Origin of the sequence: Amycolatopsis samaneae (genome assembly GCF_039541975.1) — a bacterium.
GTDB lineage: Bacteria > Actinomycetota > Actinomycetes > Mycobacteriales > Pseudonocardiaceae > Amycolatopsis > Amycolatopsis samaneae.
In genome coordinates, this window is sequence record NZ_BAABHG010000003.1 from 545,579 (window position 1) to 569,926 (window position 24,348).

General features: G+C 69.9%; 22 protein-coding genes. 13 read left to right on the forward strand and 9 right to left on the reverse strand.

Annotation, left to right across the window (positions count from 1 at the left end):
- Positions 1 to 460: 460 nt before the first annotated feature.
- Positions 461 to 4,063, forward strand: a complete 3,603-nt coding sequence (gene smc, locus ABD987_RS09660) for a chromosome segregation protein SMC (protein WP_345389320.1) — start codon at positions 461 to 463, stop codon at positions 4,061 to 4,063.
- Positions 4,064 to 4,141: 78 nt separating this feature from the next.
- Here the strand turns inward: smc and ABD987_RS09665 are convergent, their stop codons facing one another.
- Together ABD987_RS09665 and ABD987_RS09670 are read right to left on the reverse strand one after the other, a co-directional pair.
- On the reverse strand, positions 4,142 to 5,713 hold the full coding sequence (locus tag ABD987_RS09665; RefSeq protein ID WP_345389322.1) for a sodium:solute symporter: 1,572 nt from the start codon (positions 5,711 to 5,713) through the stop codon (positions 4,142 to 4,144).
- Positions 5,714 to 5,722: 9 nt separating this feature from the next.
- Positions 5,723 to 6,943, reverse strand: coding sequence for an anhydro-N-acetylmuramic acid kinase (locus tag ABD987_RS09670; RefSeq protein ID WP_345389324.1), 1,221 nt, complete (start codon positions 6,941 to 6,943; stop codon positions 5,723 to 5,725).
- Positions 6,944 to 7,075: 132 nt separating this feature from the next.
- On the opposite strand from ABD987_RS09670, the gene ftsY reads away from it, so the two are divergent.
- A complete protein-coding gene (gene ftsY / locus ABD987_RS09675) occupies positions 7,076 to 8,440 on the forward strand; it encodes a signal recognition particle-docking protein FtsY (protein WP_378214009.1) in 1,365 nt (454 codons plus the stop codon).
- 26 nt (positions 8,441 to 8,466) lie between these two features.
- Here the strand turns inward: ftsY and ABD987_RS09680 are convergent, their stop codons facing one another.
- Entirely contained in the window at positions 8,467 to 8,727 is a 261-nt protein-coding gene (locus ABD987_RS09680) for a hypothetical protein (protein WP_345389326.1), read from the reverse strand.
- A gap of 210 nt (positions 8,728 to 8,937) precedes the next feature.
- Here ABD987_RS09680 and ABD987_RS09685 point away from each other — a divergent pair, with 210 nt between their 5' ends.
- Entirely contained in the window at positions 8,938 to 10,302 is a 1,365-nt protein-coding gene (locus tag ABD987_RS09685) for a helix-turn-helix domain-containing protein (protein ID WP_345389328.1), read from the forward strand.
- A 104-nt stretch (positions 10,303 to 10,406) separates the two neighbouring features.
- On the opposite strand, the gene ABD987_RS09690 is transcribed toward ABD987_RS09685, so the two are convergent.
- Complete coding sequence (locus ABD987_RS09690) at positions 10,407 to 11,276, reverse strand: hypothetical protein (protein ID WP_345389330.1); 870 nt, start codon at positions 11,274 to 11,276, stop codon at positions 10,407 to 10,409.
- A 210-nt stretch (positions 11,277 to 11,486) separates the two neighbouring features.
- Here ABD987_RS09690 and ABD987_RS09695 point away from each other — a divergent pair, with 210 nt between their 5' ends.
- Both ABD987_RS09695 and wzm read left to right on the forward strand, forming a co-directional pair.
- Positions 11,487 to 11,819: a GNAT family N-acetyltransferase gene (locus ABD987_RS09695; RefSeq protein WP_345389332.1), complete on the forward strand. Its 333-nt coding sequence runs from the start codon at positions 11,487 to 11,489 to the stop codon at positions 11,817 to 11,819.
- 45 nt (positions 11,820 to 11,864) lie between these two features.
- Positions 11,865 to 12,791, forward strand: coding sequence for a galactan export ABC transporter permease subunit Wzm/RfbD (wzm, locus tag ABD987_RS09700; RefSeq protein ID WP_345389334.1), 927 nt, complete (start codon positions 11,865 to 11,867; stop codon positions 12,789 to 12,791).
- Here wzm and ABD987_RS09705 read toward each other — a convergent pair whose 3' ends face one another.
- Positions 12,792 to 13,100 (reverse strand): hypothetical protein, encoded by a 309-nt coding sequence (locus ABD987_RS09705; protein WP_345389336.1) that lies wholly within the window; start codon positions 13,098 to 13,100, stop codon positions 12,792 to 12,794.
- 244 nt (positions 13,101 to 13,344) lie between these two features.
- Between ABD987_RS09705 and ABD987_RS09710 the strand changes: the two genes are divergently transcribed.
- The gene (locus ABD987_RS09710; RefSeq protein ID WP_345389338.1) at positions 13,345 to 14,076 is read left to right on the forward strand and encodes a DUF2625 family protein; all 732 of its coding nucleotides are present in this window, start codon (positions 13,345 to 13,347) and stop codon (positions 14,074 to 14,076) included.
- Positions 14,077 to 14,120: 44 nt separating this feature from the next.
- On the opposite strand, the gene ABD987_RS09715 is transcribed toward ABD987_RS09710, so the two are convergent.
- Genes ABD987_RS09715 through ABD987_RS09725 form a run of 3 tightly spaced genes read right to left on the reverse strand, consistent with a single transcriptional unit; the run spans position 14,121 to position 15,404 of the window.
- Entirely contained in the window at positions 14,121 to 14,315 is a 195-nt protein-coding gene (locus ABD987_RS09715) for a DUF397 domain-containing protein (protein ID WP_345389340.1), read from the reverse strand.
- Positions 14,316 to 14,334: 19 nt separating this feature from the next.
- A complete protein-coding gene (locus ABD987_RS09720; RefSeq protein ID WP_345389342.1) occupies positions 14,335 to 14,538 on the reverse strand; it encodes a DUF397 domain-containing protein in 204 nt (67 codons plus the stop codon).
- A gap of 17 nt (positions 14,539 to 14,555) precedes the next feature.
- Positions 14,556 to 15,404, reverse strand: a complete 849-nt coding sequence (locus tag ABD987_RS09725; protein WP_345389344.1) for a helix-turn-helix domain-containing protein — start codon at positions 15,402 to 15,404, stop codon at positions 14,556 to 14,558.
- 118 nt (positions 15,405 to 15,522) lie between these two features.
- On the opposite strand from ABD987_RS09725, the gene ABD987_RS09730 reads away from it, so the two are divergent.
- The gene (locus ABD987_RS09730) at positions 15,523 to 15,723 is read left to right on the forward strand and encodes a hypothetical protein (RefSeq protein ID WP_345389346.1); all 201 of its coding nucleotides are present in this window, start codon (positions 15,523 to 15,525) and stop codon (positions 15,721 to 15,723) included.
- Positions 15,724 to 15,791: 68 nt separating this feature from the next.
- On the opposite strand, the gene ABD987_RS09735 is transcribed toward ABD987_RS09730, so the two are convergent.
- Positions 15,792 to 16,547, reverse strand: a complete 756-nt coding sequence (locus tag ABD987_RS09735) for an IclR family transcriptional regulator (protein WP_345389348.1) — start codon at positions 16,545 to 16,547, stop codon at positions 15,792 to 15,794.
- 105 nt (positions 16,548 to 16,652) lie between these two features.
- Here ABD987_RS09735 and aceB point away from each other — a divergent pair, with 105 nt between their 5' ends.
- The 6 genes from aceB (at position 16,653) to ABD987_RS09765 (ending at position 24,348) form a co-directional block, all read left to right on the forward strand.
- Positions 16,653 to 18,227 (forward strand): malate synthase A, encoded by a 1,575-nt coding sequence (gene aceB / locus ABD987_RS09740; RefSeq protein WP_345389351.1) that lies wholly within the window; start codon positions 16,653 to 16,655, stop codon positions 18,225 to 18,227.
- Positions 18,227 to 19,420, forward strand: coding sequence for a DUF6986 family protein (locus ABD987_RS09745; RefSeq protein WP_345389353.1), 1,194 nt, complete (start codon positions 18,227 to 18,229; stop codon positions 19,418 to 19,420). The genes aceB and ABD987_RS09745 overlap by 1 nt, the downstream gene beginning before the upstream one ends.
- Before the next feature lie 227 nt (positions 19,421 to 19,647).
- Entirely contained in the window at positions 19,648 to 20,988 is a 1,341-nt protein-coding gene (locus tag ABD987_RS09750; protein ID WP_345389355.1) for an 8-oxoguanine deaminase, read from the forward strand.
- Positions 20,985 to 23,252, forward strand: a complete 2,268-nt coding sequence (pucD, locus tag ABD987_RS09755; RefSeq protein ID WP_345389357.1) for a xanthine dehydrogenase subunit D — start codon at positions 20,985 to 20,987, stop codon at positions 23,250 to 23,252. Before ABD987_RS09750 ends, pucD begins: the two co-directional genes overlap by 4 nt.
- A gap of 171 nt (positions 23,253 to 23,423) precedes the next feature.
- Positions 23,424 to 23,744: a hypothetical protein gene (locus ABD987_RS09760; protein WP_345389359.1), complete on the forward strand. Its 321-nt coding sequence runs from the start codon at positions 23,424 to 23,426 to the stop codon at positions 23,742 to 23,744.
- Between the two features lie 28 nt (positions 23,745 to 23,772).
- Positions 23,773 to 24,348: a DUF6879 family protein gene (locus ABD987_RS09765; RefSeq protein WP_345389361.1), complete on the forward strand. Its 576-nt coding sequence runs from the start codon at positions 23,773 to 23,775 to the stop codon at positions 24,346 to 24,348.

The window sequence follows — 24,348 nt, forward strand, 5'->3', positions numbered from 1 at the left end:
CGCTCCCCGCCGGACAAGCGCCCCAATGTGGCATTGGGGCGCTCGACGTCGCCGGGTGGACGTGCTGAAGGACGCCTTCGGTGCGTTGGGTGCACTGAAGGCGTCCTTCAGCTCGCCCAGTGCACTGAAAGGGGCCTTCAGTGCGGGGGCCAGTTCCGAGGCCGGGTCCGGAGTCCGAGGCCGGGTCCGGAGTCCGAGGCGGAACGCACCGAGGGACGCCCTTGGTGCGTTCGGTGCGACGAGGGCGTCCCTCGGTGCGTCCACCGCACCGAAGGGGGCCCTCGGTGCGGCTCGCCCCGCGTGACACGGATGTGACGCGTGGGACGGAGGGAGTTGCTGTGGTGACCGGGTCTGTGCTAGGGCGCGCCGGAGGGGACCGCGTCCCACGGGGGCGGGGGACCGCCGGGTAACCTGGCCGGATCGAACAGCCAGTTTCCCGCGGCCGGAGGGTCGGCACCCAGTGCACCTGAAAAGCTTGACGCTCAAGGGCTTCAAGTCCTTCGCCTCGGCCACCACGCTGCGCTTCGAGCCGGGCATCACCTGCGTGGTGGGCCCCAACGGCTCAGGCAAGTCGAACGTGCTCGACGCGCTGCGCTGGGTGATGGGCACGCAGGGCGCCAAGGACCTGCGCGGCGGCAAGATGGAGGACGTCATCTTCGCCGGGACCGCGGGCCGTGCGCCGCTGGGCCGCGCCGAGGTCACGCTCACCATCGACAACACCGACGGCGCGCTGCCCATCGAGTACACCGAGGTCTCGATCACGCGCCGGATGTTCCGCGACGGCGCCAGCGAGTACGAGATCAACGGGAACCGCTGCCGCCTGATGGACGTGCAGGAGCTGCTGTCCGACTCCGGTATCGGCCGCGAGATGCACGTCATCGTCGGGCAGGGCCAGCTCTCGGCCATCCTGGAGTCCAAGCCCGAGGAGCGCCGCGCCTTCATCGAAGAGGCCGCCGGTGTCCTCAAGCACCGCAAGCGCAAGGAACAGACCCTGCGCAAGCTGAACAACATGCAGGGCAACCTCGACCGGCTCGGCGACCTCACCACCGAACTGCGCCGCCAGCTCAAGCCGCTGGGCAAGCAGGCCGAGATCGCCCGCCGCGCGCAGGCCGTGCAGTCCGAGCTGCGGGACGCGCGGCTGCGGCTGCTCGCGTACGACCTGGTTTCCCAGCGGGACGCCATCGCCAGGGAAGAGGCCGACGAGCGCGTCGCGCGGCAGCGCCGGGGCGAGGTCGAGCAGGCACTGGAGGTCGTCGCCGCCGAGGAGGCCGAGCTGGAGTCCTCGCTCGCCGAGGACGCGCCGAAGCTGACCGCCGCGCAGGAGACCTGGTACAAGCTGTCCGCGCTGGCCGAGCGGCTGCGTGGCACCGTCCGGCTCGCCGTCGAGCGGCAGCGGCACCTCTCGGCCGACGTCGAGGCGCAGACGGGCGGGCGCGACCCGGAGGAACTGCTCGAAGAGGCCGAACGGGTCGCCGAGCAGGAGCAGGAGCTGAACGAGGCCGTCATGGAGGCCCGTGAGCTGCTGGCGGAAACCGTGCTGCGCCGGGAAGACCTGGAACAACGCGTCCAGGCCGCCGAGCGCGCGCACTGGGCCGCGGTCCGCGCCATCGCCGACCGCCGCGAGGGGCTGGCCAAGCTCACCGGGCAGGTCGAGGCGCTGCGCAGCAAGAACGGCGCCACCTCCGACGAGATCGACCGGCTCACCGTGTCGCTCGACGAGGCCGCCGAGCGCGCCGAGATCGCGCGCGAGGAACTCGAAGAGGCCAAGGCCGAAGGCGGTGCGGAGGAGTCCGACGACGCCGAGCTGCGGCAGCGGCACGACCACGCGGTGGAGGCGAACAACGCCGCCAAGGCCCGTGTCGAGGAGCTGGTCAAGGCCGAACGCGCGACGGAGCGCGAGATCGCGTCCGAAAAGGCACGGGTCGACGCGCTGTCGATGGGGCTCAAGCGCAAGGACGGCGCGGGCGCGCTGCTCGGCGCCTCGCACGAACTGCCCGGCCTGCTCGGCTCGGTCGCGGCGCTGCTGACCGTCGAGGCGGGCCACGAGGTCGCGCTGGCCGCCGCGCTGGGCCCGGTCGCCGACGCGGTCGCCGTCGCCGGGGGAGAGGCCGCCCTCGCCGCGTTGAAGTACTTGAAGGACAACGACTCCGGCCGCGCCGGGCTGTTGTTCGGTGCTCCAGGGTCCACTGTGGACACCGCGGGCTGGCCGTACCTTCCCGAGGGCGCCCGCTGGGCACGTGAGGTCGTCACCGCTCCGGAACAGCTGCGGCCCGCGGTCGAACAGGCACTGGAGAAGGTCGCGCTGGTCGGCACGCTCGACGCCGCGCGTGGCCTGGTCGCCGCGCATCCGGACGTCCGCGCGGTGACCGCCGACGGCGACGTCTTCGGTGCGCGCTGGGCGGCCGGTGGCGGCTCGCGCAGCGAGAGCGTCATCGAGGTGCAGGCCGCCGTCGATGAAGCGGCGGAACGGCTGAAGGCCGCCGAGGAGACGCTGGAGCGCACCGCCGCCACGCTGGAGGGCGCCCGCGCCGAGCAGCAGGCGCGCCGCGAGGAGGTCGGCCAGGCCAAGGACGCGCTGGGCGAGGCCAAGGTGCGCAAGGCCCGCTCCTCGGAGCGGCTCAACCGGCTCCAGCAGGCCGCCCGTGTCACCGAGGCCGAGGTCGAGCGGCTGCGTGCCCAGCGGACGAAGGTCGAGCAGAGCCGCGAACAGGCGCTGGAGCAGCTGGCCGAGCTGGAGGAACGGCTCGCCGCCGTCGCCGAGCAGCCCGTGGTCGAGGACCCGGACACCGCCGAGCGGGACGAGGCCGCCGAGCAGCTGACCGTGATCCGGCAGGAGGAGATGGAGGCGCGGCTCGCGCTGCGCACCTCCGAGGAACGCGCCCGCGGCATCGCGGGCAAGGCGGAATCCCTGCGCCGCGCGGCTTTCGCCGAGCAGCAGGCCCGCGAACGGGCCGCGAAGGCCAAGGCCGCCCGGCAGCGCGGCGCCGAGATCGCGAACGCGGTCGTCAACGCCGGTGAGATCGCGCTGGAGCGCATCGAGCACTCGGTGCAGCGCGCGGCGGCCGAGCGCGACGAGACCCAGGCCCAGCGGCAGACCCGCGAGACCGCGCTGACCGCCGTCCGCGGCAGGGTCCGCGAGCTGTCCGGGGAACTGGAGAAGCTGACCGACGCCGTGCACCGCGACGAGGTCCTGCGTGCCGAGCAGCGGATGCGGCTCGAACAGCTGGAAGGCAAGATCGCCGACGACTTCGGGATCGGGCTGACCGATCTGGTCGCCGAGTACGGCCCGGACGTCCCGGTGCCGCCGAGCGCGGGCGAGGTCGCCGAGTACGAGGCGGCGAAGGAGCGCGGCGAGGACGTCACCCCGCCGCCCCCGATGCCCTTCGACCGCGACACCCAGGCCCGCCGCGCCAAGCGCGCGGAGAAGGACCTTTCCTTGCTGGGCAAGGTGAATCCCCTGGCGCTGGAGGAGTTCGCGGCGCTGGAGGAGCGCTACAAGTTCCTCTCCACGCAGCTGGAGGACCTCAAGGCCACCCGCAAGGATCTCGAAGAGGTCATCAAGCAGGTCGACGAGAAGATCCTTGAGGTGTTCACCTCGGCCTACGCGGACGTCGCGCGCGAGTTCGAGACGGTGTTCGGCGTGCTGTTCCCCGGCGGTGAGGGCCGGATGGTGCTCACCGAGCCGAACGACATGCTCGCCACCGGCGTCGACGTCGAGGCCCGCCCGCCCGGCAAGAAGGTCAAGCGGCTGTCGCTGCTGTCGGGTGGCGAGAAGTCGCTCGTCGCGGTCGGCATGCTGGTGGCGATCTTCCGCGCCCGGCCGTCGCCGTTCTACGTGATGGACGAGGTCGAGGCCGCGCTGGACGACACCAACATGCGGCGGCTGATCGGCCTGCTGGAGCAGCTGCGCGACTCCTCGCAGCTGATCATCATCACGCACCAGAAGCCGACCATGGAGATCGCCGACGCGCTCTACGGCGTCAGCATGCAGGGCGACGGCATCACCAAGGTCATCTCGCAGCGCCTACGCGTGTCCGAAGAGGACCCCGTCCCCGCGTCCTGAGCTGCGCCGCGGTCGATCCGTGAATGCCACATTGAGGGACTCAGAGTCTCTCAATGTGGCATTCACGGACCACGGGACTTACGAGACCGCGGCTTCTTCCTGGGGCGGCTCGGTTTCCAGGGTGTTCGGGTCGGGGGTGCGGTGCCGCAGCGCCATCAGCCCGCCGACGACCAGCGTGATCACCACGCCCAGCAGCGTGTACCAGAACGTGGCGAGCGCGACCAGCGACTTCGTGTTGGCGCCGAACTGGATGTGGATCGCCGCGGTGGCCTTGTCGAACTTGACGAACAGGATGATGAAGGCCATCCCGACCACGGAACAGGCGAACGCGACGATCGCGTCGGCCTGCCGGGCCCGCTTGATCATCAGGCCGAGGAAGAACGAGCCGAGCAGCGCGCCGTAGGTGTAGCCGACGATGCCGAGGCCCTGCTGGATCACCGGGTCCTTCGAGTCGGTGAACAGCGAGGCGAACGCGGCGAACACGACCGCCCAGATGAGTGTCCACATGCGACCGTGGCGGAGCAGCTTCGAGTCCTCGACGTTCTTCTTCGTGAAGCGCTGGTAGAGGTCGGCGATGGTGGACGTCGAGAGCGCGTTGAGCGCCGAGGCGAGCGCGCCCATGGTGGAGGCGAGGATGCCCGCGATGAGCAGCCCGGCCAGCCCGACCGGCAGTTCGTTGACGATGAAGTTCGGGAACACGTCGTCCGGGGCGCCCTTGCCCGCCGCGATGTCCATCGCGGTCTTCCCGGCCTTCCCGCCGGTGTAGACCCACAGCATCGCGCCGACCACCAGGAACAGCGCGAACTGCGCGAACACCACGATCGACGAGCCGATCAGCGCGCGCTGGCTGTCCCGCAGGTTCCGGCAGGACAGCAGCCTGCCCACGATGAGCTGGTCGGCGCCGTGCGAGGCCATGGACAGGAACGCGCCGCCGATCACCGCGCACAGGAACGCGTACGGCTGGGTGAGCAGGTTCGAGGTGAAGTCGGTGAGCTTGAACCGGCCCTGGTCCGCGGCGATGGTGGTCCAGCCGTCGGGCAGCTTCGTGGCCAGGAAGATGACCGCTCCGATCGCGCCGAGAACGTAGAGCGACCACTGGATGACGTCGACCCAGATCACCGACTTGATCCCGCCGACGAACGCGTAGACCACGGTCAGCGCGGTCAGCAGCACGACGATGTGCCAGTAGGCGGTGTGGATGCCGTAGTGGTCGAGGATCACCTTGATCGGGATGGCCCCGGCGAACAGCCGCAGGCCCTCCGCGAGCAGCCGGGTGACCACGAACGTCACCGACGCCGTGCCCTGCAGCCCCCGCCCGAACCGCTTGCCGAGGAACTCGTACGCGCTGACGTAGTTGCCCTTGAAGTACTTCGGCAGCAACACGAACGCGGCGATGGTGCGGCCGACGATGTAGCCGAACGCGACCTGCAGGAACAGGAACGCGCTGCCGAAGACGAGCCCCGGCGTGGAGATCACGGTCAGCGTGGACGTCTCGGTCGCCACGACCGACAGCGTCACCGCCCACCACGGCATGCTGCGCTCGCCGACGAAGTAGTCGTTGGCGGACTTCTGTCTCCGGCCCACCAGGACGCCGATGATCGGCATCGCGGCCAGATAGGCGACCACGATCGCCAGGTCGACGGGATTCATGGATTCTCCCTACCGTTGTGCGGCCTTCTCCGCCACCCGCATCCGGGTCACGGCGCCCCCCAGTGGGGCGGGAAGGGTCAGGGGGCCCGCGCCCGGCGTCAGCGCGCCGAGCAGCCGGGGGCCGCGCGCGCCGGTCGCGGACGGGACGCTGGCGGGCACCCCGCACCAGCCGAGCCAGCCCAGCAGCGCGGTCAGGTAGGCCTCCTTGCCCGCACCGGGCAGGCCGAGGTCGTCACTCGTCTTCAGGCCCGTCGCGGGCAGGTTCCTGGCCAGCGCGGCCATCAGCGCCGGGTTGGCCGCGCCGCCGCCGGACACGATCACCGTGCCGACGTGGTGGCGCCGGCACTCCGCGGCGACGGTGGCGGCGGTGAACTCGGTGAGGGTCGCGAGGAGGTCTTCGGCGGACAGCGGGGGCAGCCCGGCGGTCGCGGTGTCGAGGAAGCCGGCGTTGAAGTACTCCTTGCCGGTGGATTTCGGTGGGGGCGCGGTGAAGTACGGGTCGGCGAGCAGCCGGGTGAGCAGTTCGGCGCGCACCGAGCCGCGCAGCGCGAACCGGCCGTCGACGTCGCTGCTCTGCGCGCCGCCGGTGGCCCGCGTGGCCGCGAGGTCGAGCAGCGCGTTCGCCGGGCCGGTGTCGTAGGCCAGCGCCGGGCTGCCCGTGCGGACGACGGTGATGTTCGCGATCCCGCCGAGGTTGAGCGCGGCGACCGGACGCCCGGTGTCCTCGGCGAACGTGGCCAGCCACAGCGCGTCGAGCGTGCTGGCCAGCGGCGCGCCGTGCCCGCCCGCGGCGACGTCCCGCACCCGCAGGTCGGCGATCACCGGCAGTCCGGTGCGTTCGGCGATCCACGCGGGCTGCCCGAGCTGCAGGGTGCCGTGGACGGCACCGTTCTCCACCCAGTGGAAGACGGTCTGGCCGAGTGAGGCGATCAGGTCGGTGTGGCCACCGGCGAGCTCGCGCACGCCGCGGGCGGCCGCCTCGGCGAAGGCCTGGCCGACCTGGGTGTCCAGCCGGGTGAGCCGTTCGGCGCTGCACGGGTTCGGCGGCAGCGCGTCGAGCAGGCCCGCGCGGACGGGTTCGGGATAGGGGACGTCGAGTTCCCCGAGCGGGGTGAGCACCACGGTGCCGCCCTCGGCGTGGAGGTCGGCCGCCGCGACGTCGATGCCGTCGACCGAGGTGCCGGAGATCAGTCCGATCACGCGCAGTCCGTGGCTCGAGTGGGAGGTCATCCGAGTGGTCTAGTCCAGGTGAGCGAGGTGACGCAAGGCGTACGGTGAAGACTTCGCCGAATCGGAAAGCGCATCGTTATCCATTGGCACCCGCTGGGGTGTGTCCGGTGGCCGCCGGAGGTGGATGCGAGGATGACGCTCGTGGACACCCCCTGGTTCTGGATCGTCGTCGTAGCCGTCGTCGTCGCTGTCGCCATCCTGGTCACCGGCCTGCTCGTCGCGCGCAAGCGACGTATCAGCCTGGACGCCTCCCGCGACGCGGAACTCGAGCGGAAGCCGCGTGGTGGTGGGTACACCGCGAGCGGCGGGATCGCGCTCGCGCCGGGGGGAACCGCCGAGGCGGAGGAGGAAAAGCCCGCTGAGGAGAAGGCCGAACAGCCGGAACCCGAGGCCGCCGAGCACCCGGTCGAGGACCGGCCCGAGGTGGACGGCCAGCCCGGCGTCGGGGACGACGCCGCGGTGCCCCGCGACTCCGAGCAGCGCACGATGCGCGACGTCAAGCTCCCCGAACCGGAGACCGAGGAACCCGCCGAGGCCGCCGAGCCGGAGCCGCGGGAGGAGATCGCCCCGGCGTCCGGACGGCTGGAGCGCCTGCGCGGACGGCTGGCGAAGTCCCGCTCGATGTTCGGGCAGAGCCTGCTCGGCCTGCTCGGCGCCGGCGATCTGGACGAGGACTCCTGGCAGGACGTCGAGGACACGCTGCTGGTCGCCGACCTCGGCGCCGCCACCACGACCCACATCGTCGAGCGGCTGCGCGACGAGCTGGCCCGGCGCACGGTCCGGACCTCGGCCGAGGCGCGGGCGGTGCTGCACGAGGTGCTCACCGCCGAGCTGTCCACCGACGGGCACCGCGCGGTGCGGGCGCTCCCGCACACCGTCGACGGCGCCAAGCAGCCCGCCGTCGTACTGGTCGCGGGCGTGAACGGTACCGGGAAGACCACCACCACCGGCAAGCTCGCGCGGGTGCTCGTCGCGCAGGGCAGCAGCGTCGTGCTGGGCGCGGCGGACACGTTCCGCGCCGCGGCGGCCGACCAGCTCCAGACGTGGGCCGAGCGGGTCGGCGCGGAGGTCGTGCGTGGCAAGGAGGGCGCGGACCCGGCGGCGGTCGCGTTCGACGCGGTCAAGCGCGGGATCGACGCCGGGGTCGACGCGGTGCTCGTCGACACCGCCGGGCGGCTGCACACCAAGACCGGCCTGATGGACGAGCTGGGCAAGGTCAAGCGCGTCGTGGAGAAGCAGGCGAAGGTCGACGAGGTGCTGCTGGTGCTCGACGCGACCACCGGGCAGAACGGCCTCGCGCAGGCACGGGTGTTCTCCGAGGTCATCGACGTCACCGGCATCGTGCTGACGAAGCTCGACGGCACGGCCAAGGGCGGCATCGTCTTCCAGGTGCAGCGCGAGCTCGGGGTCCCGGTGAAGCTCGTCGGCCTCGGCGAGGGCCCGGACGACCTGGCCCCGTTCGAGCCCGGCGCCTTCGTGGACGCCCTGCTCGGCTGAGCACCCTGCCCAGTAGTGACCTGGTGCTACTGGTTCTCGTCCGTCAGCGGCCTCCCACCGTGGCCCTTGGTGTTCAGCTCATCGGCCTCGTGGGTGGTTCGGCGATATCCGAGTTCTGCCAGCCGTGCGCTGAGCGTTTCGACCAGCAGTTCGTCTGAGGCGGCCAGGTGACGGTGTCCGCACTGGTGGATGTGGATGCCGCCGTACACCGTGCCTGCCTGCACGATGTCCTTGCCGCGGCCGAACGCGACGTTGATGTTCACCGGTCGGCAGGCGTCGGCGGTCATGATGTCCTCACCGTTGGCTCCTTCTGCCCCGGCGTGGACGAAGGCGGCGCGGCCGGAGCCGCTTCAGGACAACGCACTCGGCTATGGGGCGGCCAGTGTTGTTGAGGACCGGGAAACCCCTGTTGCGCGCTCCGCAAACATCGTGGTCGACGCGGCTTCGCGCTCGATACGCTGACCTGTCCACCGAGCGCAGTGGACAGGGAGAAGCCCATGACCACGACCAGGGGCATCTGGCGGACCGAGGCCGTCGCCGACGCCGTAGTCGCGGGCGCGCCCGGCCCGATCGTGCGGGCACTGCGCGAGGCGAACCGGCTGACCTTGAAACGAATGGCCGAGCTATGCGGTTATTCGATTTCCGCATTGTCGCGAATGGAGACGGGGCGCCAGCCACTGCGTGATGTCGACACGCTGAGACGAATCGTGGATGTGCTCGGAGTGCCTCCTGCTCTACTCGGGCTCGCGGAGCGTCGGCTCGGCGAAACGCCGATCTCCACCGCGGTCACTAGAGTCGGGGATTCGACGGCGGCGGACAAGGGAGATGCCATGAGGCGACGTGCGTTCCTGGCGGCCGCCGGTCTGACCGTCGCCTGGCCGAGCCAGGCCGGCGCCGCGGTCACCTCGCCGGATCCCGCCGCCGTGCTCGCCGACCGGCTCGGCGATGTCCTCCTCGGGCCGGTCACACCTGGTGAACCCGCGTCTCCGGCCAGTCTGAGTACGGCGTTACGTGCGGCGCAGCAGGACTTTCTGGCCTGTCGCTACCTCGTACTGGCCCAGCGCCTCCCCGAAGTCATCAGCGCCGGCGAAGCGATCGTTCGCCGGCACGGTGGGCTCGCCGCGCACGCGATCCTGGCCCAGGCATACATCCTGGCCAGCCGGGTGCTGACCAAACTCGATGCTTCGGGACTGGAATGGGTTGCCGCGGACCGTGCGTCGCATGTCGCCGATGTCGCGGGGGATCCGTTGATCTCGGCCGAAGCCCAGCGCATGGTCGCCTCTTCCGCCCGTCGTGCCGGTCACCACGGGCGCGCCCAGGAACTGACGTTGGCCGCGGCCGAACGTCTCGCGATCGGCGCCGCCTCACCGCCGGCGCACTTGGCGATGTACGGACTGCTGCACTGCTCGGCGGCCTACGCTGCCGCGCGAGCGGGTGATCGTGAGCGGGCGGCCGATCTGCTCGACGATGCGTCCGCGACCGCTGAGCGGCTGGCCTCCGATCCGGCCCGGTACCGAGCCCTTGTCGCGAATGTCGTGAGCCATCGGGTGTCCACGAGCTACCTGCTCGGCGACGCGGGAACCGCGCTACACCACGCCGCGAGCCTGCCGCTGTCCTTCGTCCCCACCGTCGAACGCCAGGCCCGTCTACTGGTGGACACCGCGCTTGCCGCAGCGCAGTGGGATCAGCCCGCTCACGCCTACCGGGTCCTGCTCGAAGCCGAACGACGGGCGCCGGGGGAGGTGCACACCCGGAGTACTGTGCGGGCACTGGTCACCAATCTGATGGAGGCCCGGAACCAGGCCGCGATGCCGGGCCTGCCACGACTGGCACAGCGAGTGCATGCCACCAGGGTGAGTTGAGTGGCCCGAAAGTCGTGTGACTGGCCGGCTCCGGACGTCGGCCGGGCGGCGCGGCGATCGCGGTCTCGACGTCGGCGCCTTCGTGGACGCCCTGCTCGGCTGAGCTACGGCAGCACGATGCGTTCCCCGGTGCGGTAGTCCCGGATATCCGAACCGGCGCGTACCTGCTCGCGGTGGATCGTGCACAGCTCGTCGCGGATGGCGAGGAACGTGCACTGGTTGTTGCCGACGAAGGCGCGCGCCCGGCATGTGCGCGTGATGGGGAATTTCTTGATGGCGGGGAACTCCGCTCGCGGCTTGGCGGGCGGAGGGAAGGTGAACTGCGCGAACGACTTCGCCAGGGGCGACGTGAACGACTTCGCCGGAGGCGACACGGGAGGCACCGCGGCGGGTTTGACCGCCGCCACGGCCGGTGGCTCGGGCGGCAGGTGGAACACCGTGCCGCCGTCGGTCTTCTTCAGCCCCAGCTTCTTGACCAATTTCTCGGTCGGATGCTGGGTCGCGATGGTAAGTTTCGCGGTGTGGTTGTCGGCCACGTACGGCTGAGCCCACCCGACACCCCGCAGGGTCGGCATCTCCCCGCGCCGCGACGGGAGATCGACGATCAGCGCGGTCAGGAAGTAGTGGTCGCGGGGCAGCGTCAGGTGGGCGGTGTCGCCGAGCACCATCGGGAACGGGGTGCCGTTCGTGGTGTCGCTGAACTTCTGGATGGTCAGGATCACCGGCTTCCGGCCCTGCGCGGCGAGGTGATGCCGGACGGCGATGTCGACGTCGCTGGTGCCCTGCGCCCCGGCGACGGTGAGGTCGTGGCGCCGGACCGGCGGGGCGGTGAACCGCGTGGCGGCGAACGGCGACGGCGGGGGTGGGACGGCGAGCTGTTGCCCGTCCACGACACGGTCGAAGATCCGGTCGAATCCTTTTTCCGCGAGGCGCTTCGCCAGCCAGATCAGCGCGCCGATGAGAATGGGATCCATCACATGCCTCCCCTTGCCGTGCGGGAAGTCTAAGGCGGGTTTCCGGCGGGCAATAGCGCATTCGCCCGCACGGACGCTTTCGGAAACCGGATGACGAATTGCCCCGCGATCGGGCACAATTCCGTCATGCCCGGTTGAGCCCACCCCGCCCGCGCTCCTCCGCGCCGGTGTGCCGTCCGAAATCCCGCACACCGACCTGAGAGGACAGTCATGACCACAGTGCACGGTGACCTGGTGTGCCTGCGCCCGCTCACCACCGCCGACCGCTCCCGCGTCCGGGAAATCCTTGCCACGCCTGAGGTTTCCCGGTGGTGGGGCGATCCCGACCGGGAAACCGACTCGCTCCTCGCGGACCACGACGGGGACGAGGAGGTCACCGTCTCTGCCATCGAGTTCGACGGCGGGACGGTCGGCGTCGTGCAGAGCGCGCTCGGGTTCCGCCCGGTCGGCGTGCTGCGCCAGTACGAGCGCGGCGCCGACGGCACCTGGCACGACGGCCTGTTGATGGACCTGCTCGCCGACGAGCTGACCGGCACCGGGTAGCCGCCCCGGTGGGCAGTTCACCGGATCGCCGGTAGGTTCGGTGGGGTGTCCGCCCCGACCGCGCTCGCCGACGTCCCTGGCCCGGCGCTTGACCCGCCCAAAAGCTTTCGCCGCGCCTTCACCGATCTGAAGGCCGGCCTACGTGCCCGGGAGCTGTGGGCGAACCTGGCGTGGCAGGACATCAAGCAGCGTTACCGGCGCTCGACCATCGGGCCGCTCTGGATCAGCATCGGCATGGCGGTGACGGCCCTCGCGCTGGGACTCGTCAACGCGGCGTTGTTCGGCACGTCGATCTCCACCCTGCTGCCGAGCATCACCACCGGGTTGATCCTGTGGAGCTTCATCAACGGCTGCATCGTCGAGGGCTCCGAGACGTTCATCGCGAATGAGGGCCTGATCAAGCAGCTGCCCGCGCCGGTGTCGGTCTACGCGTTCCGCACGGTGTGGCGGCAGGCGCTCTACCTCGCGCACAACCTGGTCGTCTACGTGCTCGTGCTGCTGATCTTCCTCGGCAGCCTGAACCACCCGTACCACGTCATCGACCGGCCCGGCGCGTTGCTGCATCCCGGCCTCGGCTGGTCCATGCTGCTCGCCCTGCCCGCGCTGGCGCTGGTGGTGCTCAACGGGACCTGGGTGGTGCTGCTGTTCGGCGTGGTCGCGACCCGGTTCCGGGACATCCCGCCGGTGATCCAGAGCTTCATCACGATGCTCTTCTACGCGACGCCGATCATGTGGCCGATGGACCAGGTGCGCTCGATGCAGTCCGGCGGCAGCGGTTTCGGTGCGGTCGCGGTGCAGGTGTTGCAGCTCAACCCGGTCTATCACTTCGTGGAGATCGTCCGCGCGCCGCTGGTGGGGCAGGCGCAGAGCTGGACGCATTGGGCGGTGGCCGGGGGAGTGACGGTCGTGGGCTGGGCGCTCGCGCTGCTCGTGCTGCGCAACTACCGTTCGCGGGTCTCCTACTGGGTGTGACTAGTCCGCAGGGCGCTGGTCGATGGCGCTCTGGAGCAGGACGGTGATCTGGTTCATGCCCAGATTGACCTTGGTGAACCCCTCGTCCACCTTGCGCTCAAGATTTTCGAGCCGCTGGCCTTGTTCGAGCTGCGTTTCGCGCACGGCGTTCAACACGCTGATGTGACCGTTGAGAGTCTGCCGGAACTCGGATACGTCGCGATCGGCCGCCCCGGCGAGTACGCGTGCGGCTGCGGCGTCCTGCCGGATGTGGGCAACCTGCTGCTCCAGGGAGACGACGCGGGCTTCGAGGTCTTCGAGACTGGCCATGGCATACAGACTAACCGACGCGCCGAGCCCAACCGGCATCGGTGGGTACGCGAATGATCGCTCAGTGTTACGGAATAGGTGGTCAGAAGGGGCAGGATGACCGATCCCGACGGGCACGAAGCGGGACCCGGATCGGGCCGCGGGACTAGGTTCTGCCGCTAAACGGGGCGGCGCCGGACGATCCATTGTGGACAGCCGGTCGGCGTGGCCCCTTCGAGACGTGCCGAGTCAGGAAAGCGAAGCCGTGAGAGACATTACCGAGCTGGTCGACGTGCCCCATCCGTCGTGGCCAGTGCTGATCGACGCGTTCGCCGGCAGTTTCACCGCGCACACCGTGCTGCCGCCGGATCCGGAACGGTGCCGGGCGACACTGCACCAGCTCCAGGTGACCGCGCGGTCGCCACTGGGCGCGATCACGCTGAACAGTGGTGGCATCCTGGTGCACGACGGATGGCTGCGGATCTACGGCGGCTCCGGTGGCGGTCCGGCCGGACTGCCCGGTATGGCCGAGGTCAACGGCTTCCCCGCGACGGTCGAGCCGGGCTGGCAGCCGTCGGAGGGCCTGATCATCGCGCACGACGTGCTCGGCGGGGTGTTCGTGCTGAACGGGATGGAGCCCGAGCGGCACGGCAGGCCGGGTCCGCCGGGCGGCGTCGTGTACTTCTCGCCGGCCAGTCTGAGCTGGGAAGATCTGGAGATGGGCCACAGCCAGTGGCTGACCTGGCTGCTGGACGGCGGCTCCGCGGAGCACTACAGCGAGCTGCTGTGGCCGTCCTGGCGCGCCGAGGTGGCCGGGCTCGGCCCGCGGGACGGCATCACCGTGTACCCGTTCCTGTGGTCGCAGGAGGCACAGGAGGACCTGGCCGCCACCACGCGCAAACCCGCGCCGCTGAGCCAGATTCTCGACCTGCACGCCGGTTTCTGCGAGCAGCTCGGCCTGGCTCCGCCGGGCGAACTGGGCGTCGCCGGGGTGTGAGGCTTTCGGCCTGCGTCACGCTTCGGCGTGACGCAGGCGCGGAGTCACCGGGGGAGGTCGAAAACGCCGAGTTTGTGGCCCTGGGTATGGGAATCCCATTCGGCGTGGGTGAAGGAGACGGTGCCCGCGTCGGGGCGGAGTGAGTTGCGGACGAGGACTTCGTTCTCGGTGAGCAGGACCTCAACACAGCTGCTGCCGTTGGCGGAGTACTTGGTCCACAGGTTGGGCCGCAGGGACATGGGGGACTCCGTTCGGTGACTACGTGAGGTCGGCGGGGAGATCGAAGACGCCCAGCTTCTGTCCCTGGGTGTGGGAGTGCCATTCGGCGTGGGTGAAGGAGACGGTCCCCGCGTCGGGGCGGAGAGAGTTTCGCACCAGCACCTCGCTCTCCGTAAGCAGGACTTCGACACAGGTGCTGCCGTTGTCGGAGTACTTGGTCCATACGTTGGGCTGCAGCGGCATCGGGGGGACTCGATTCACTAGCGGGTGCTGAACTCCTCCAGCATATCGAGGCTTGTCAGCGGATCGAGAGCCTTGAGCCGGACGTCATCGAACTTCATGATCGCCTCGGAGACCGCCGAATCCCGATCGAAGAACTGGTCTCCCAGTGTCGTGTCCACGCTGGCGATCTCGTCGATCCGGTCGTCGAACTTGTAGATGGTCACCGTGGCGCCGACGAGGTAGTGCTCGCGCGTGTCGAGCGGGAGCACCTGCACGGTGACATTCGGAAGCTCGCGGCAAAGCCGGGCGACGTGTTGGAGCTGGTGGCGCCGAACCTCTTTGCCGCCAACGTTTTTGTGCAGCGCTGCCTCGCCGATCACGGCCCATATTTCAAGTGGCTGCTCGTCACGAGTCAGGGCGTCGGCTTGATCCAGCCTGAACCGCAGCCGGGTCTCCATTTCCTTGGTGAGATGACCGGTCGGGGCCATGATCGCGCGGGCATATTCCTCCGACTGCAACACGCCGTGGAACGCTTCGGGGCAGTAGTAGCGAATACTCCGGGCGGCCTTGATCAGATCGGCGGCGCGGCGCTGGTGCGGCTGGATGTCCCCGCCGCCGGTGACCCGCTCGACCTTCCGGTGTGCCTCGCGGTTGACCGCCAGGAGATCCGCGGTCTGGTCCTCGGGCATGCCGTAGAGCCGCAGCAGCGCGGTGAGATCGCCGTGGCTGACCTTGGTCCGGCCCTGCTCGATGTTGCCCACGGTGGTCGCGGTGCGGCCGAGCGCCTCGGCGGCGGCCTCCCGGCTGACCTTCGCCTCGGTCCGCATGCGCTTGAGCGTCGCGCCGATCTGGATGCGCTCGGCGGTGCGGAGCTGACCCTGTGCCATGACTTCACCCTTTCAGGTGCGAGACAAATTCTTGTGCGCACCCTAACCTGAACCTCGCAGGTAGGGAACCTGCACGGCAAAGTATCAGCAAGGTAATTACCCGAAAGAGGAGCACGACATGGCACGGTGCGGAGTGGAAATCGCCACCTGGGTCCGGATCGACGAATGCGGTATCGAGTACCGGCTGTGTGGCGACGTGGTCGAGTTCTCGCTCGGCGGGACGTCCGACGGATTCCAGTTCGACACCACCGAACGCGGCCTCGAACTGCTCCTCGAGTCCGGCACCCAGGCCCTGCACGCCCTCCGCACCGCCAGCTGAAGCGCGCATCGGTCCGTGGGGGCCTCCTTGAGGGACCTAGAGTCCCTCAAGGAGGCCCCCACGGACCGTTACGCACCCGTGTCGAGGTGGGCGCCCAGCGTCTGCGCGACGCGCTGGACCGCGGGCGCGATGTGGGCCACCGCCTCCGTGGTGAGCCGTCCGGACGGGCCGGACACCGAGAGCGCGGCGGGTACCGGCGCGCCGGGCACGGCGACCGCGACGCAGCGGACGCCCAGTTCCTGTTCGGCTTCGTCGAGCGCGTAACCCTGTTGGGCGATTTTCTCCAGCTCGCGCTGAAGTGCCTCGGGGTCGGTGAACGTGTGCTCGGTGTAGGCGGGCATGCCGGTGCGGGAGAGCAGCTCGGCGACGTCCTCGGCGGGCAGCTGGGCGAGCATCGCCTTGCCGACACCGGTGCCGTGCGGCAGCAGCCGCCTGCCGACCTCGGTGAACATCCGCATCGAGTGCTTCGACGGGACCTGCGAGACGTAGACGACTTCGTCGCGTTCGAGGACCGCGAGGTTCGCCGTCTCGCCGACCTCCTCGACCAGCTCGGCCAGCAGCGGCCGGGCCCAGGTGCCGAACTGCATGCTGGCGTTCTCGCCGAGCCGGATCAGGCGGGCGCCCAGCGCGTAGCGCCGGTTCGTGTTCTGGCGGACGTAGCCGAGGTCGACCAGGGTGCGGATGAGCCGGTGGATGGTCGGCATCGGCAGCCCGGACAGCGTCGCGAGCTCGGACAGGCTCGCTTCGCCGCCGGTGTCCGCGAGGTGTTCGAGCAGGTCGAACGCGCGTTGCAGGGACTGGACGCCGCCGTCTTTCGCTACCACGGGTGGCTCTCCTAACGTTCACGTTGAGCTTCCGCTATGCAGAAACTATAGTCCGAGATGTAAAAACCGTATGGACGTCTTTCTTCACGATCCGGGGTGTTTCGCATGTCTGAAGTCCAGGTGCTCGGTGATCCGGTCGAGCGTGGTGAGGAGATCCTGACGCCGGAGGCGCTGGCGTTCCTCGCCGGCCTGCACGACGCCTTCGCCGCCCGCCGCGACGAGCTGCTGGTGGCGCGGGGCAAGCGGCGCGAGGAGGCCAGGACCACCGGCAAGCTCGACTTCCTGCCCGAGACCAAGGAGATCCGCGAGGGTGACTGGCAGGTCGCCGGCGCGCCGCCCGCGTTGCGGGACCGGCGGGTCGAGATCACCGGCCCGACCGAGCGCAAGATGACGATCAACGCGCTGAACTCCGGCGCCAAGGTGTGGCTCGCCGACCTGGAGGACGCGAACACGCCGCACTGGGCCAACGTGGTGTCCGGCCAGGTCAACCTCGCCGACGCCGTCCGCGGCACGATCACCCTCGACGCGAACGGCAAGCACTACGAGCTGAAGCCGGACGTCGAGCACGCCACCATCGTCGTCCGCCCGCGTGGCTGGCACCTCGACGAACGGGGCCTGTCCTTCGGCGGACGTCAGGGTGTCGGCGCGCTCGTCGACTTCGGTCTCCACTTCTTCCACAACGCCGCTGAGCTTCTCAAACGCGGCAAGGGCCCGTACTTCTACCTCCCGAAGATGGAAAGCCACCTCGAAGCGCGGCTGTGGAACGACGTGTTCACCCACGCCGAGAAGGCGCTGGGCATCGAACACGGCACCGTCCGCGCGACCGTGCTGATCGAGACCATCCCGGCCGCGTTCGAGATGGAGGAGATCCTCTACGAACTGCGCGAGCACGCCTCCGGCCTCAACGCCGGCCGCTGGGACTACCTGTTCAGCGTGATCAAGTACTTCCGTGACGCGGGCGAGAAGTTCGTGCTGCCGGACCGCAACTCGGTCACCATGACCGCGCCGTTCATGCGTGCCTACACCGAGCTGCTGGTGCGCACCTGCCACAAGCGCGGCGCGTTCGCGATCGGCGGAATGGCCGCGTTCATTCCGAGCAAGGACCCGGCGGTCAACGAGGGCGCGTTCAAGAAGGTCCACGACGACAAGGCGCGCGAGGCCGGGGACGGTTTCGACGGCTCCTGGGTCGCGCACCCGGGCATGGTTTCGCTGTGCCGCGAGGAGTTCGACAACGTCCTCGGCGAGAAGCCGAACCAGCTCGACCGCACCCGCGACGAGGTCAGCGTCACCGCCGAACAGCTGCTGGACGTCGCCTCGACGCCCGGTGCCGCGACCGCCGGTGGCCTGCGTGCCGCGGTGGACGTCGGCATTCGCTACCTCGCCTCGTGGCTCGGCGGGAACGGCGCGGCGGCCATCCACAACCTGATGGAGGACGCCGCGACCGCGGAGATCTCGCGCTCGCAGGTGTGGCAGTGGGTCAAGAACGGGACCACTTTGGACAGTGGCGACGTGGTGACCCGTGAGCTGGTCCGCGGCGTGGTGGCCGAGGTCCGCGGCGAGCTGACCGCCGAGCTCAAGCCCGAGCTGCTCGACCCGGCGGTGGAGCTGTTCGAGCAGGTCGCGCTGGCCGACGAGTTCCCGGACTTCCTCACCCTGCCCGCCTACGAGCGGATCAAGTAGTGCCCGGACGTCTTCCCGAAGACGTCTACGCCGCCGCCGACGCGCGCTTGGCCACGGCCGACGCGCGCGTCGCGGCGGAGTACCCCGGTGCGGCTCCGGGACGTCAGCCGGTCCACACGGTGTACGTCCCGGCGTCGGCCTACCGTGCCCGGCTGGTCGCCGACTGGGGCAAGCGGGCCATGCGGGTGTTCGTCGAACAGGGCGAACTGCTCGGCCTGGCCCCGGACATCGCCGACCGGGTGCGGGAGAAGCTGCTCACCGAGCCGATCGAGGACCTGCGGATCGACTTCGAGGACGGCTACGGCCGGGTGCCCGACGACGTCGAGGACGCGGCTGCGCTCGCGGCCGGACAGACGCTGGCCACCACCGGCGGGACACCGTTCGTCGGCATCCGCTTCAAGAGCTTCGAGGCCGCGACGCGACGGCGCGGGATCCGGACGCTGGACCTGTTCCTGGCCGGCCTGCTGGAGCACGGGCCGCTGCCGCCCGGTTTCGTGGTCACGCTGCCGAAGGTGACCGCGGTCGACCAGGTCTCGGTCGCCGCGGACGTCATGGCGAGCCTGGAATCCGCGTACGGCCTCGCCGAGGGCACGCTGCGTTTCGAGGTCCAGATCGAGACGTCGCAGTCCATTGTGGACTTCGATGGCTCGGTGTCGGTGGCGCGGATCATCCGCGCGGCGTCGGGCCGGTGTAGCGGGCTGCACTACGGGACCTACGACTACAGCGCCGGGCTCGGGATCAGCGCCGCGTACCAGAGCATGGACCATCCGGCGGCGGACTTCGCCAAGCAGGTCATGCAGGTCTCGGCCGCCGGGACCGGGGTGCGCCTGTCCGACGGCTCGACCAACCGCCTGCCGGTCGGCGACGCGCTGCCCGCCGCGTGGGCGGAACACCTGAGGTTGGTGCGGCGGTCCCTGGAACGCGGGTTCTACCAGGGCTGGGACCTGCATCCGCATCAGCTGCCGACGCGCTACGCGGCGACGTACGCGTTCTTCCGCGAGGGCTTTCCTGAAGCGGTGAAACGGCTTCAGGACTACACGGCGAAGGCCGACAGCGGGGTGCTCGACGAGCCCGCGACCGCGCAGGCACTGGCGTCGTATCTCCTGCGTGGCCTGGACTGTGGCGCGCTGGGGGAGCCGGAGCTGCCGTTCGGCCGCGCCGAACTGGATCGCCACGCCCGCCGCCTCACCTGAGCGTCGGGCTGCGTCGGACGTGGCGGTCTCTGAAGGCCACCTTGAGGGACTCTCATGCCCTGAAGGTGGCCTTCAGAGACCGTGACCGTCCCCGGGTTGGAGGAAAGCACAAGAAAGCCGCCCAGCTCGGGCCGGGTTTTGTGGGTTCGGCCCGTTGGCGCCGGGCTCGCTCCTGTCGTCTACTGGATCGATGACGTGGCGCGGCTCACGGTGAAGGGGAGTGTCGCATGAGGACGGTCATCGAGAACGCCGCGATCGCCACGGTCTCCGGGCCCGAGTACGACCGTGGCCACGTCGTACTCGACGACGAGCGGATCACCGCGGTCGGGGCGGGCGCGGGCCCGCCCGGGGCCGACCGGCGCGTCGACGCCACCGGCTGCCTGGTCACGCCCGGCCTGGTCAACACCCATCACCACCTCTACCAGTGGGCCACGCGCGGGATGGCCGCCGACCACACGCTGTACGAGTGGCTTGTCGCGCTCTACCCGGTGTGGAGCCGGCTCGACGCCGGGATCACGCACGCCGCGGCCACCGCCGGGCTCGCGCGGCTGGCCACCACCGGCTGCACCACCGTCGCCGACCACCACTACGTCTTCCCGCGCGACGCGGGCGACCAGGTCGAAGCGCTGGTCTCCGCGCGCGAGCGGATCGGCGTCCGGCTGCACGTCGTGCGTGGGTCGATGGATCGCGGCGAGTCTCAGGGCGGGCTGCCGCCGGACAACCTCGTCGAGGACACCGAGGCCGCGCTGCTCGGCACCGAGGAGGCCATCGACCGCTTCCACGACACCTCGCCGAACGCGCACGTCCGGATCGCCGCGGGCCCGTGCTCCCCGTTCACCGTCACCGAAGCGCTGATGACCGGCGCCGCGGAGCTGGCCCGCCGCAAGGGAGTCCGGCTGCACACACACCTCGCGGAAACCGTCGACGAGGAACGGCAGTGCCTCGCCGAGACCGGTCACACGCCCGCCGAGTACGTCGACAAGCTCGGCTGGCTCGGCGAGGACGTCTGGTTCGCGCACACCATCCACCTCGCGCCGGAGGCCGTCCGGCGGCTCGGCGCGACCGGCACCGGCGCGGGGCACTGCCCGACCTCGAACGGGCGCATCGGCGCCGGGATCGCGCCGGTCCGCGAACTGCTCGATGCCGGGGTGGCGGTCGGGCTCGGCGCCGACGGCGCGGCGTCCAACGAGTCCGGGGGCCTGGGGGAGGAACTGCACCAGGCGCTTCTGCAGGCACGGCAACGTGGTGGCCCTCGTGCGCTGAGTACGCGTGAAGCGCTGTGGATGGGCACGATGGGCGGCGCCCGCTGTCTCGGCCGGGAGAGCGAACTCGGCTCGATCGAACCGGGCAAGCTCGCCGACCTCGCGGTGTGGGACCTGAACGGGCTGCACTACGCGGGCATCGAGGACCCGGTCGCCGCGCTGGTGCTGGGCACGACGCCGCCGGTGCGGCTGCTGTACGTCGGCGGGCGCCCGGTGGTGACCGACGGCCTGCTCGACCACGCCGAGGAACCGGCGATCGCCCGCGACCTCGCCGCGGCGGGCGCGCGGCTGCGGGATCGACGATGACGAGCACGGAGACCGCGGCCGGGACCACGACCGGCGTCGGCGCCAGCCCGCGGCGGCCGGACGGTGTCGGCAAGGTCCGTGGCGAGTTCGCCTACGCGTCCGACCTGTGGCACGAGGACATGCTGTGGGGCGCGACCCTGCGCAGCCCGCACCCGTACGCGCGCGTCACCGGCATCGACATCGCGGAAGCCCTTGCCGTACCTGGGGTTTACGCCGTGCTGACGCACGAGGACGTCCCCGGCCTCAACCGCTACGGCCTCGAACACGCCGATCAGCCGGTACTCGCCGACGAGGTGGTGCGTTATCAGGGCGAACCGGTCGCGCTCGTCGCCGCCGATCACCCGGAGACCGCGCGCCGCGCGCTCGGGCGGATCACCGTGACCTACGCCGAGCTGGAGCCGGTGACCGACGCCGAATCCGCCGCCGCCGGCGAGGGCGCGTGGCTGCACGACGGCGGGAACGTGGTGCGGCACATGAAGATCCGGCGCGGGGACGCGGAGGCGCGGGCCGAGGTCGTGGTGTCCGGTGTGTACGAGGTCGGCATGCAGGACCAGGCGTTCCTCGGCCCGGAATCGGGGCTCGCCGTGCCGGACATCGAAGGCGGCGTCGACCTTTACGTGGCGACGCAGTGGCTGCACGTGGACCAGCAGCAGATCGTCGCGGCGCTGGGCCTGCCGGTGGAGAAGGTGCGGCTGACGCTCGGCGGCGTCGGCGGCGCGTTCGGGGGCAGGGAAGACCTGTCGATGCAGGTGCACGCCTGCCTGCTGGCACTGCACACCGGCAAGCCGGTCAAGATGGTCTACAACCGTGAGGAATCCTTCTACGGTCACGTGCACCGCCATCCGGCGAAGCTGTACTACGAGCACGGCGCGGATCGCGACGGGCGCCTGGTGTACGTCAAGGCGCGGTTCTACCTCGACGGCGGCGCGTACGCGTCCTCGACCGGCGCGGTGGTGGCGAACGCGGCGACGCTCGGCATCGGACCGTACACAGTGGACAATGTCGCGGTCGACTGCTGGGGCGTGTACACGAACAACCCGCCGTGTGGCGCGATGCGCGGGTTCGGCGCGGTGCAGGCGGCGTTCGGCTACGAGTCCCAAATGGACAGACTGGCCGCGGCCTGCGGGCTGGACCCGGTCGAACTCCGCCTCCGCAATGCGATGACCGAGGGTTCGGTCATGCCGACCGGGCAGGTCGTCGACTCGGCCGCGCCGGTCGCCGAACTGCTGGAACGCGTGCGCGCCATGCCGATGCCCGCCGCGCCGGGTGACTTCGATCTGCGGCGGATGCCCGGCGGCGTCTCGAACACGACCCACGGTGAGGGTGTCGTGCGCGGGGTCGGTTACGCGGTGGGCATCAAGAACGTCTGCTTCTCCGAGGGATTCGACGACTACTCGACCGCGCGGGTGCGGCTGGAGCTCGTCGGCGGGGAACCGGCCGCGACCGTGCACACCGCCGCGGCCGAGGTCGGCCAGGGGCTCGTCACGGTCATGCAGCAGATCGTGCGGACCGAACTCGGCGTCGAGCGGGTGACGATCCTGCCGATGGACACCTCGATCGGCAGCGGCGGCTCGACCTCGGCGTCCCGGCAGACCTACGTCACCGGCGGCGCGGTGCGGGCCGCGTGCCTGACCGTGCTCGGCGCGGTGGCCGAAACCCTGGGGGCGGCGGGAAAACTCCGGATCGTGGGCGGGAAGGTGGTGGCCGCGGGCGGACGCGTGGTGGCGGATCTGCCCGACGTGCTTTCCGGAGTGGCCTTCGACGAGACCGTGGAGTGGCGGCACCGTCCCACCACCGCGGTCGACCCGGAAACCGGACAGGGCGACGCACACGTCCAGTACGCGTTCGCCGCGCACCGCGCGGTCGTCGACGTCGACACCGAACTCGGGCTGATCAAGGTCGTCGCGCTGGACTGCGCGCAGGACGTGGGGAAGGCGCTGAATCCGCAGGCCGTGCTCGGCCAGATCCAGGGCGGCTCCGCGCAGGGGCTCGGGCTCGCGGTGATGGAGGAGATCCAGATCGCGCACGGGCGGATCCGCAATCCGTCGTTCACCGACTACCTGATCCCGACCGTGCTGGACATGCCGCCGATGACGATCGACGTGCTGGAGCGCGCCGACCCGCACGCGCCCTACGGCTTGCGGGGGGTCGGGGAACCGCCGACGATCTCTTCGACCCCGGCCATCGTCGCCGCCATCCGGCAGGCGACCGGGCTCGCGCTGACCCGGGTCCCGGTCCGGCCGGAGCACCTCACCGGCACGTAGTTTGCGCGGTGCTGAACGCTTTAGGTCAGCATCGGCGAATTCGACGGAAAATGTCGCTCTCGGTTCATGATTCACTGCGACGATTCAGCCATTTGTCGAAATATTGTCACTCGATCGGATCGGTCGAAGAGGTGGTTTCGATTAGTCGCGTGCGAGTATCCTCGTAGGTTCATGATTATGTTGGGAGGGCTGATCGTGAATCATGCGGTATGGGAGCCGGATCCTTCCGCTTCGTTCGCCCGTCGGCTGGGGATCTCGCCGAGGGAGCCGGGCAGTGGTGGCGGAGGGGGTGATACGGCGAGCGGTGAATTCGGCCAGTGCCCGGACATCTGGGAGCTGACCAACGGCGATGTCGCGGTTGTCGGACGGGATCTGACACAGGCCTATCGGTCCCGGTTGCCCGACGGGGTGAGCGTCGGCGAGGGTGAACGGCTGGTTATCCTGCCTCGCGGCATGATCATCGCGGCGAAGGCGGACATACCAGATGCGTGATCTTCTCGACAGAGATTCCGGCGAGCGGATGGTAGGCGATATCTACCACGAGGAGTTCGGAAAGGATCTTTGGCGGACCGGTGCGCCCGGCCTGTGGAAGCTGGAACGCCGCCAGACGTTTCAGGAACCCTATAGTGAGAGCTGGACGGCATTCCGCAACGGAGACTGGGAGGAAGCGCTCCGGCTGCACGAAGCCCGGCGCGCCAGTTTGCAGGACACCTACCGGAAGATCGTCGAACACGGTTTCAGTACCTGGTGGGTCCGGGTGGTGGAAAAGCCGATCACACCCTATTTGCAGTGGGAACTGCACCTGCTCCGGTTGCGGAACCAATGCGGCGACCACGTTCGGGCCGTCCGGCCGGAGCAGGTCGAGTGGTTCGAGCGGGACGGGCCGCTCCCCGAGGTCGTCACACTCGGCACCGACGTCATGTACGAGATCGTGTACGACGAGAACGGTCTCCCCCAAGGGGGAGTCCGGTTCACCGACCAGGCGCGGGTCGTGCGCACCCAGGAACGCATCCAGGAGCTGTTCACTGCGGGCGAAGACATGGAGACCTTTTTCGAACGTGAGGTCGCGGGCCTGGCACCGCCGTCCGGCGGGTAG

Coding starts and splice junctions, on each gene's coding strand:
- ABD987_RS09750 (WP_345389355.1), top strand. CDS start 19,648: ATGAGGACGGTCATCGAGAACGCCGCGATCGCCACGGTCTCCGGGCCC.
- ABD987_RS09705 (WP_345389336.1), bottom strand. CDS start 13,100: ATGGCCAGTCTCGAAGACCTCGAAGCCCGCGTCGTCTCCCTGGAGCAG.
- ABD987_RS09730 (WP_345389346.1), top strand. CDS start 15,523: ATGGCACGGTGCGGAGTGGAAATCGCCACCTGGGTCCGGATCGACGAA.
- ftsY (WP_378214009.1), top strand. CDS start 7,076: ATGACGCTCGTGGACACCCCCTGGTTCTGGATCGTCGTCGTAGCCGTC.
- aceB (WP_345389351.1), top strand. CDS start 16,653: ATGTCTGAAGTCCAGGTGCTCGGTGATCCGGTCGAGCGTGGTGAGGAG.
- ABD987_RS09680 (WP_345389326.1), bottom strand. CDS start 8,727: ATGACCGCCGACGCCTGCCGACCGGTGAACATCAACGTCGCGTTCGGC.
- ABD987_RS09695 (WP_345389332.1), top strand. CDS start 11,487: ATGACCACAGTGCACGGTGACCTGGTGTGCCTGCGCCCGCTCACCACC.
- ABD987_RS09720 (WP_345389342.1), bottom strand. CDS start 14,538: ATGCCGCTGCAGCCCAACGTATGGACCAAGTACTCCGACAACGGCAGC.
- ABD987_RS09690 (WP_345389330.1), bottom strand. CDS start 11,276: ATGGATCCCATTCTCATCGGCGCGCTGATCTGGCTGGCGAAGCGCCTC.
- ABD987_RS09715 (WP_345389340.1), bottom strand. CDS start 14,315: ATGTCCCTGCGGCCCAACCTGTGGACCAAGTACTCCGCCAACGGCAGC.
- ABD987_RS09725 (WP_345389344.1), bottom strand. CDS start 15,404: ATGGCACAGGGTCAGCTCCGCACCGCCGAGCGCATCCAGATCGGCGCG.
- ABD987_RS09765 (WP_345389361.1), top strand. CDS start 23,773: ATGGTAGGCGATATCTACCACGAGGAGTTCGGAAAGGATCTTTGGCGG.
- ABD987_RS09670 (WP_345389324.1), bottom strand. CDS start 6,943: ATGACCTCCCACTCGAGCCACGGACTGCGCGTGATCGGACTGATCTCC.
- pucD (WP_345389357.1), top strand. CDS start 20,985: ATGACGAGCACGGAGACCGCGGCCGGGACCACGACCGGCGTCGGCGCC.
- ABD987_RS09685 (WP_345389328.1), top strand. CDS start 8,938: ATGACCACGACCAGGGGCATCTGGCGGACCGAGGCCGTCGCCGACGCC.
- ABD987_RS09665 (WP_345389322.1), bottom strand. CDS start 5,713: ATGAATCCCGTCGACCTGGCGATCGTGGTCGCCTATCTGGCCGCGATG.
- ABD987_RS09760 (WP_345389359.1), top strand. CDS start 23,424: ATGATTATGTTGGGAGGGCTGATCGTGAATCATGCGGTATGGGAGCCG.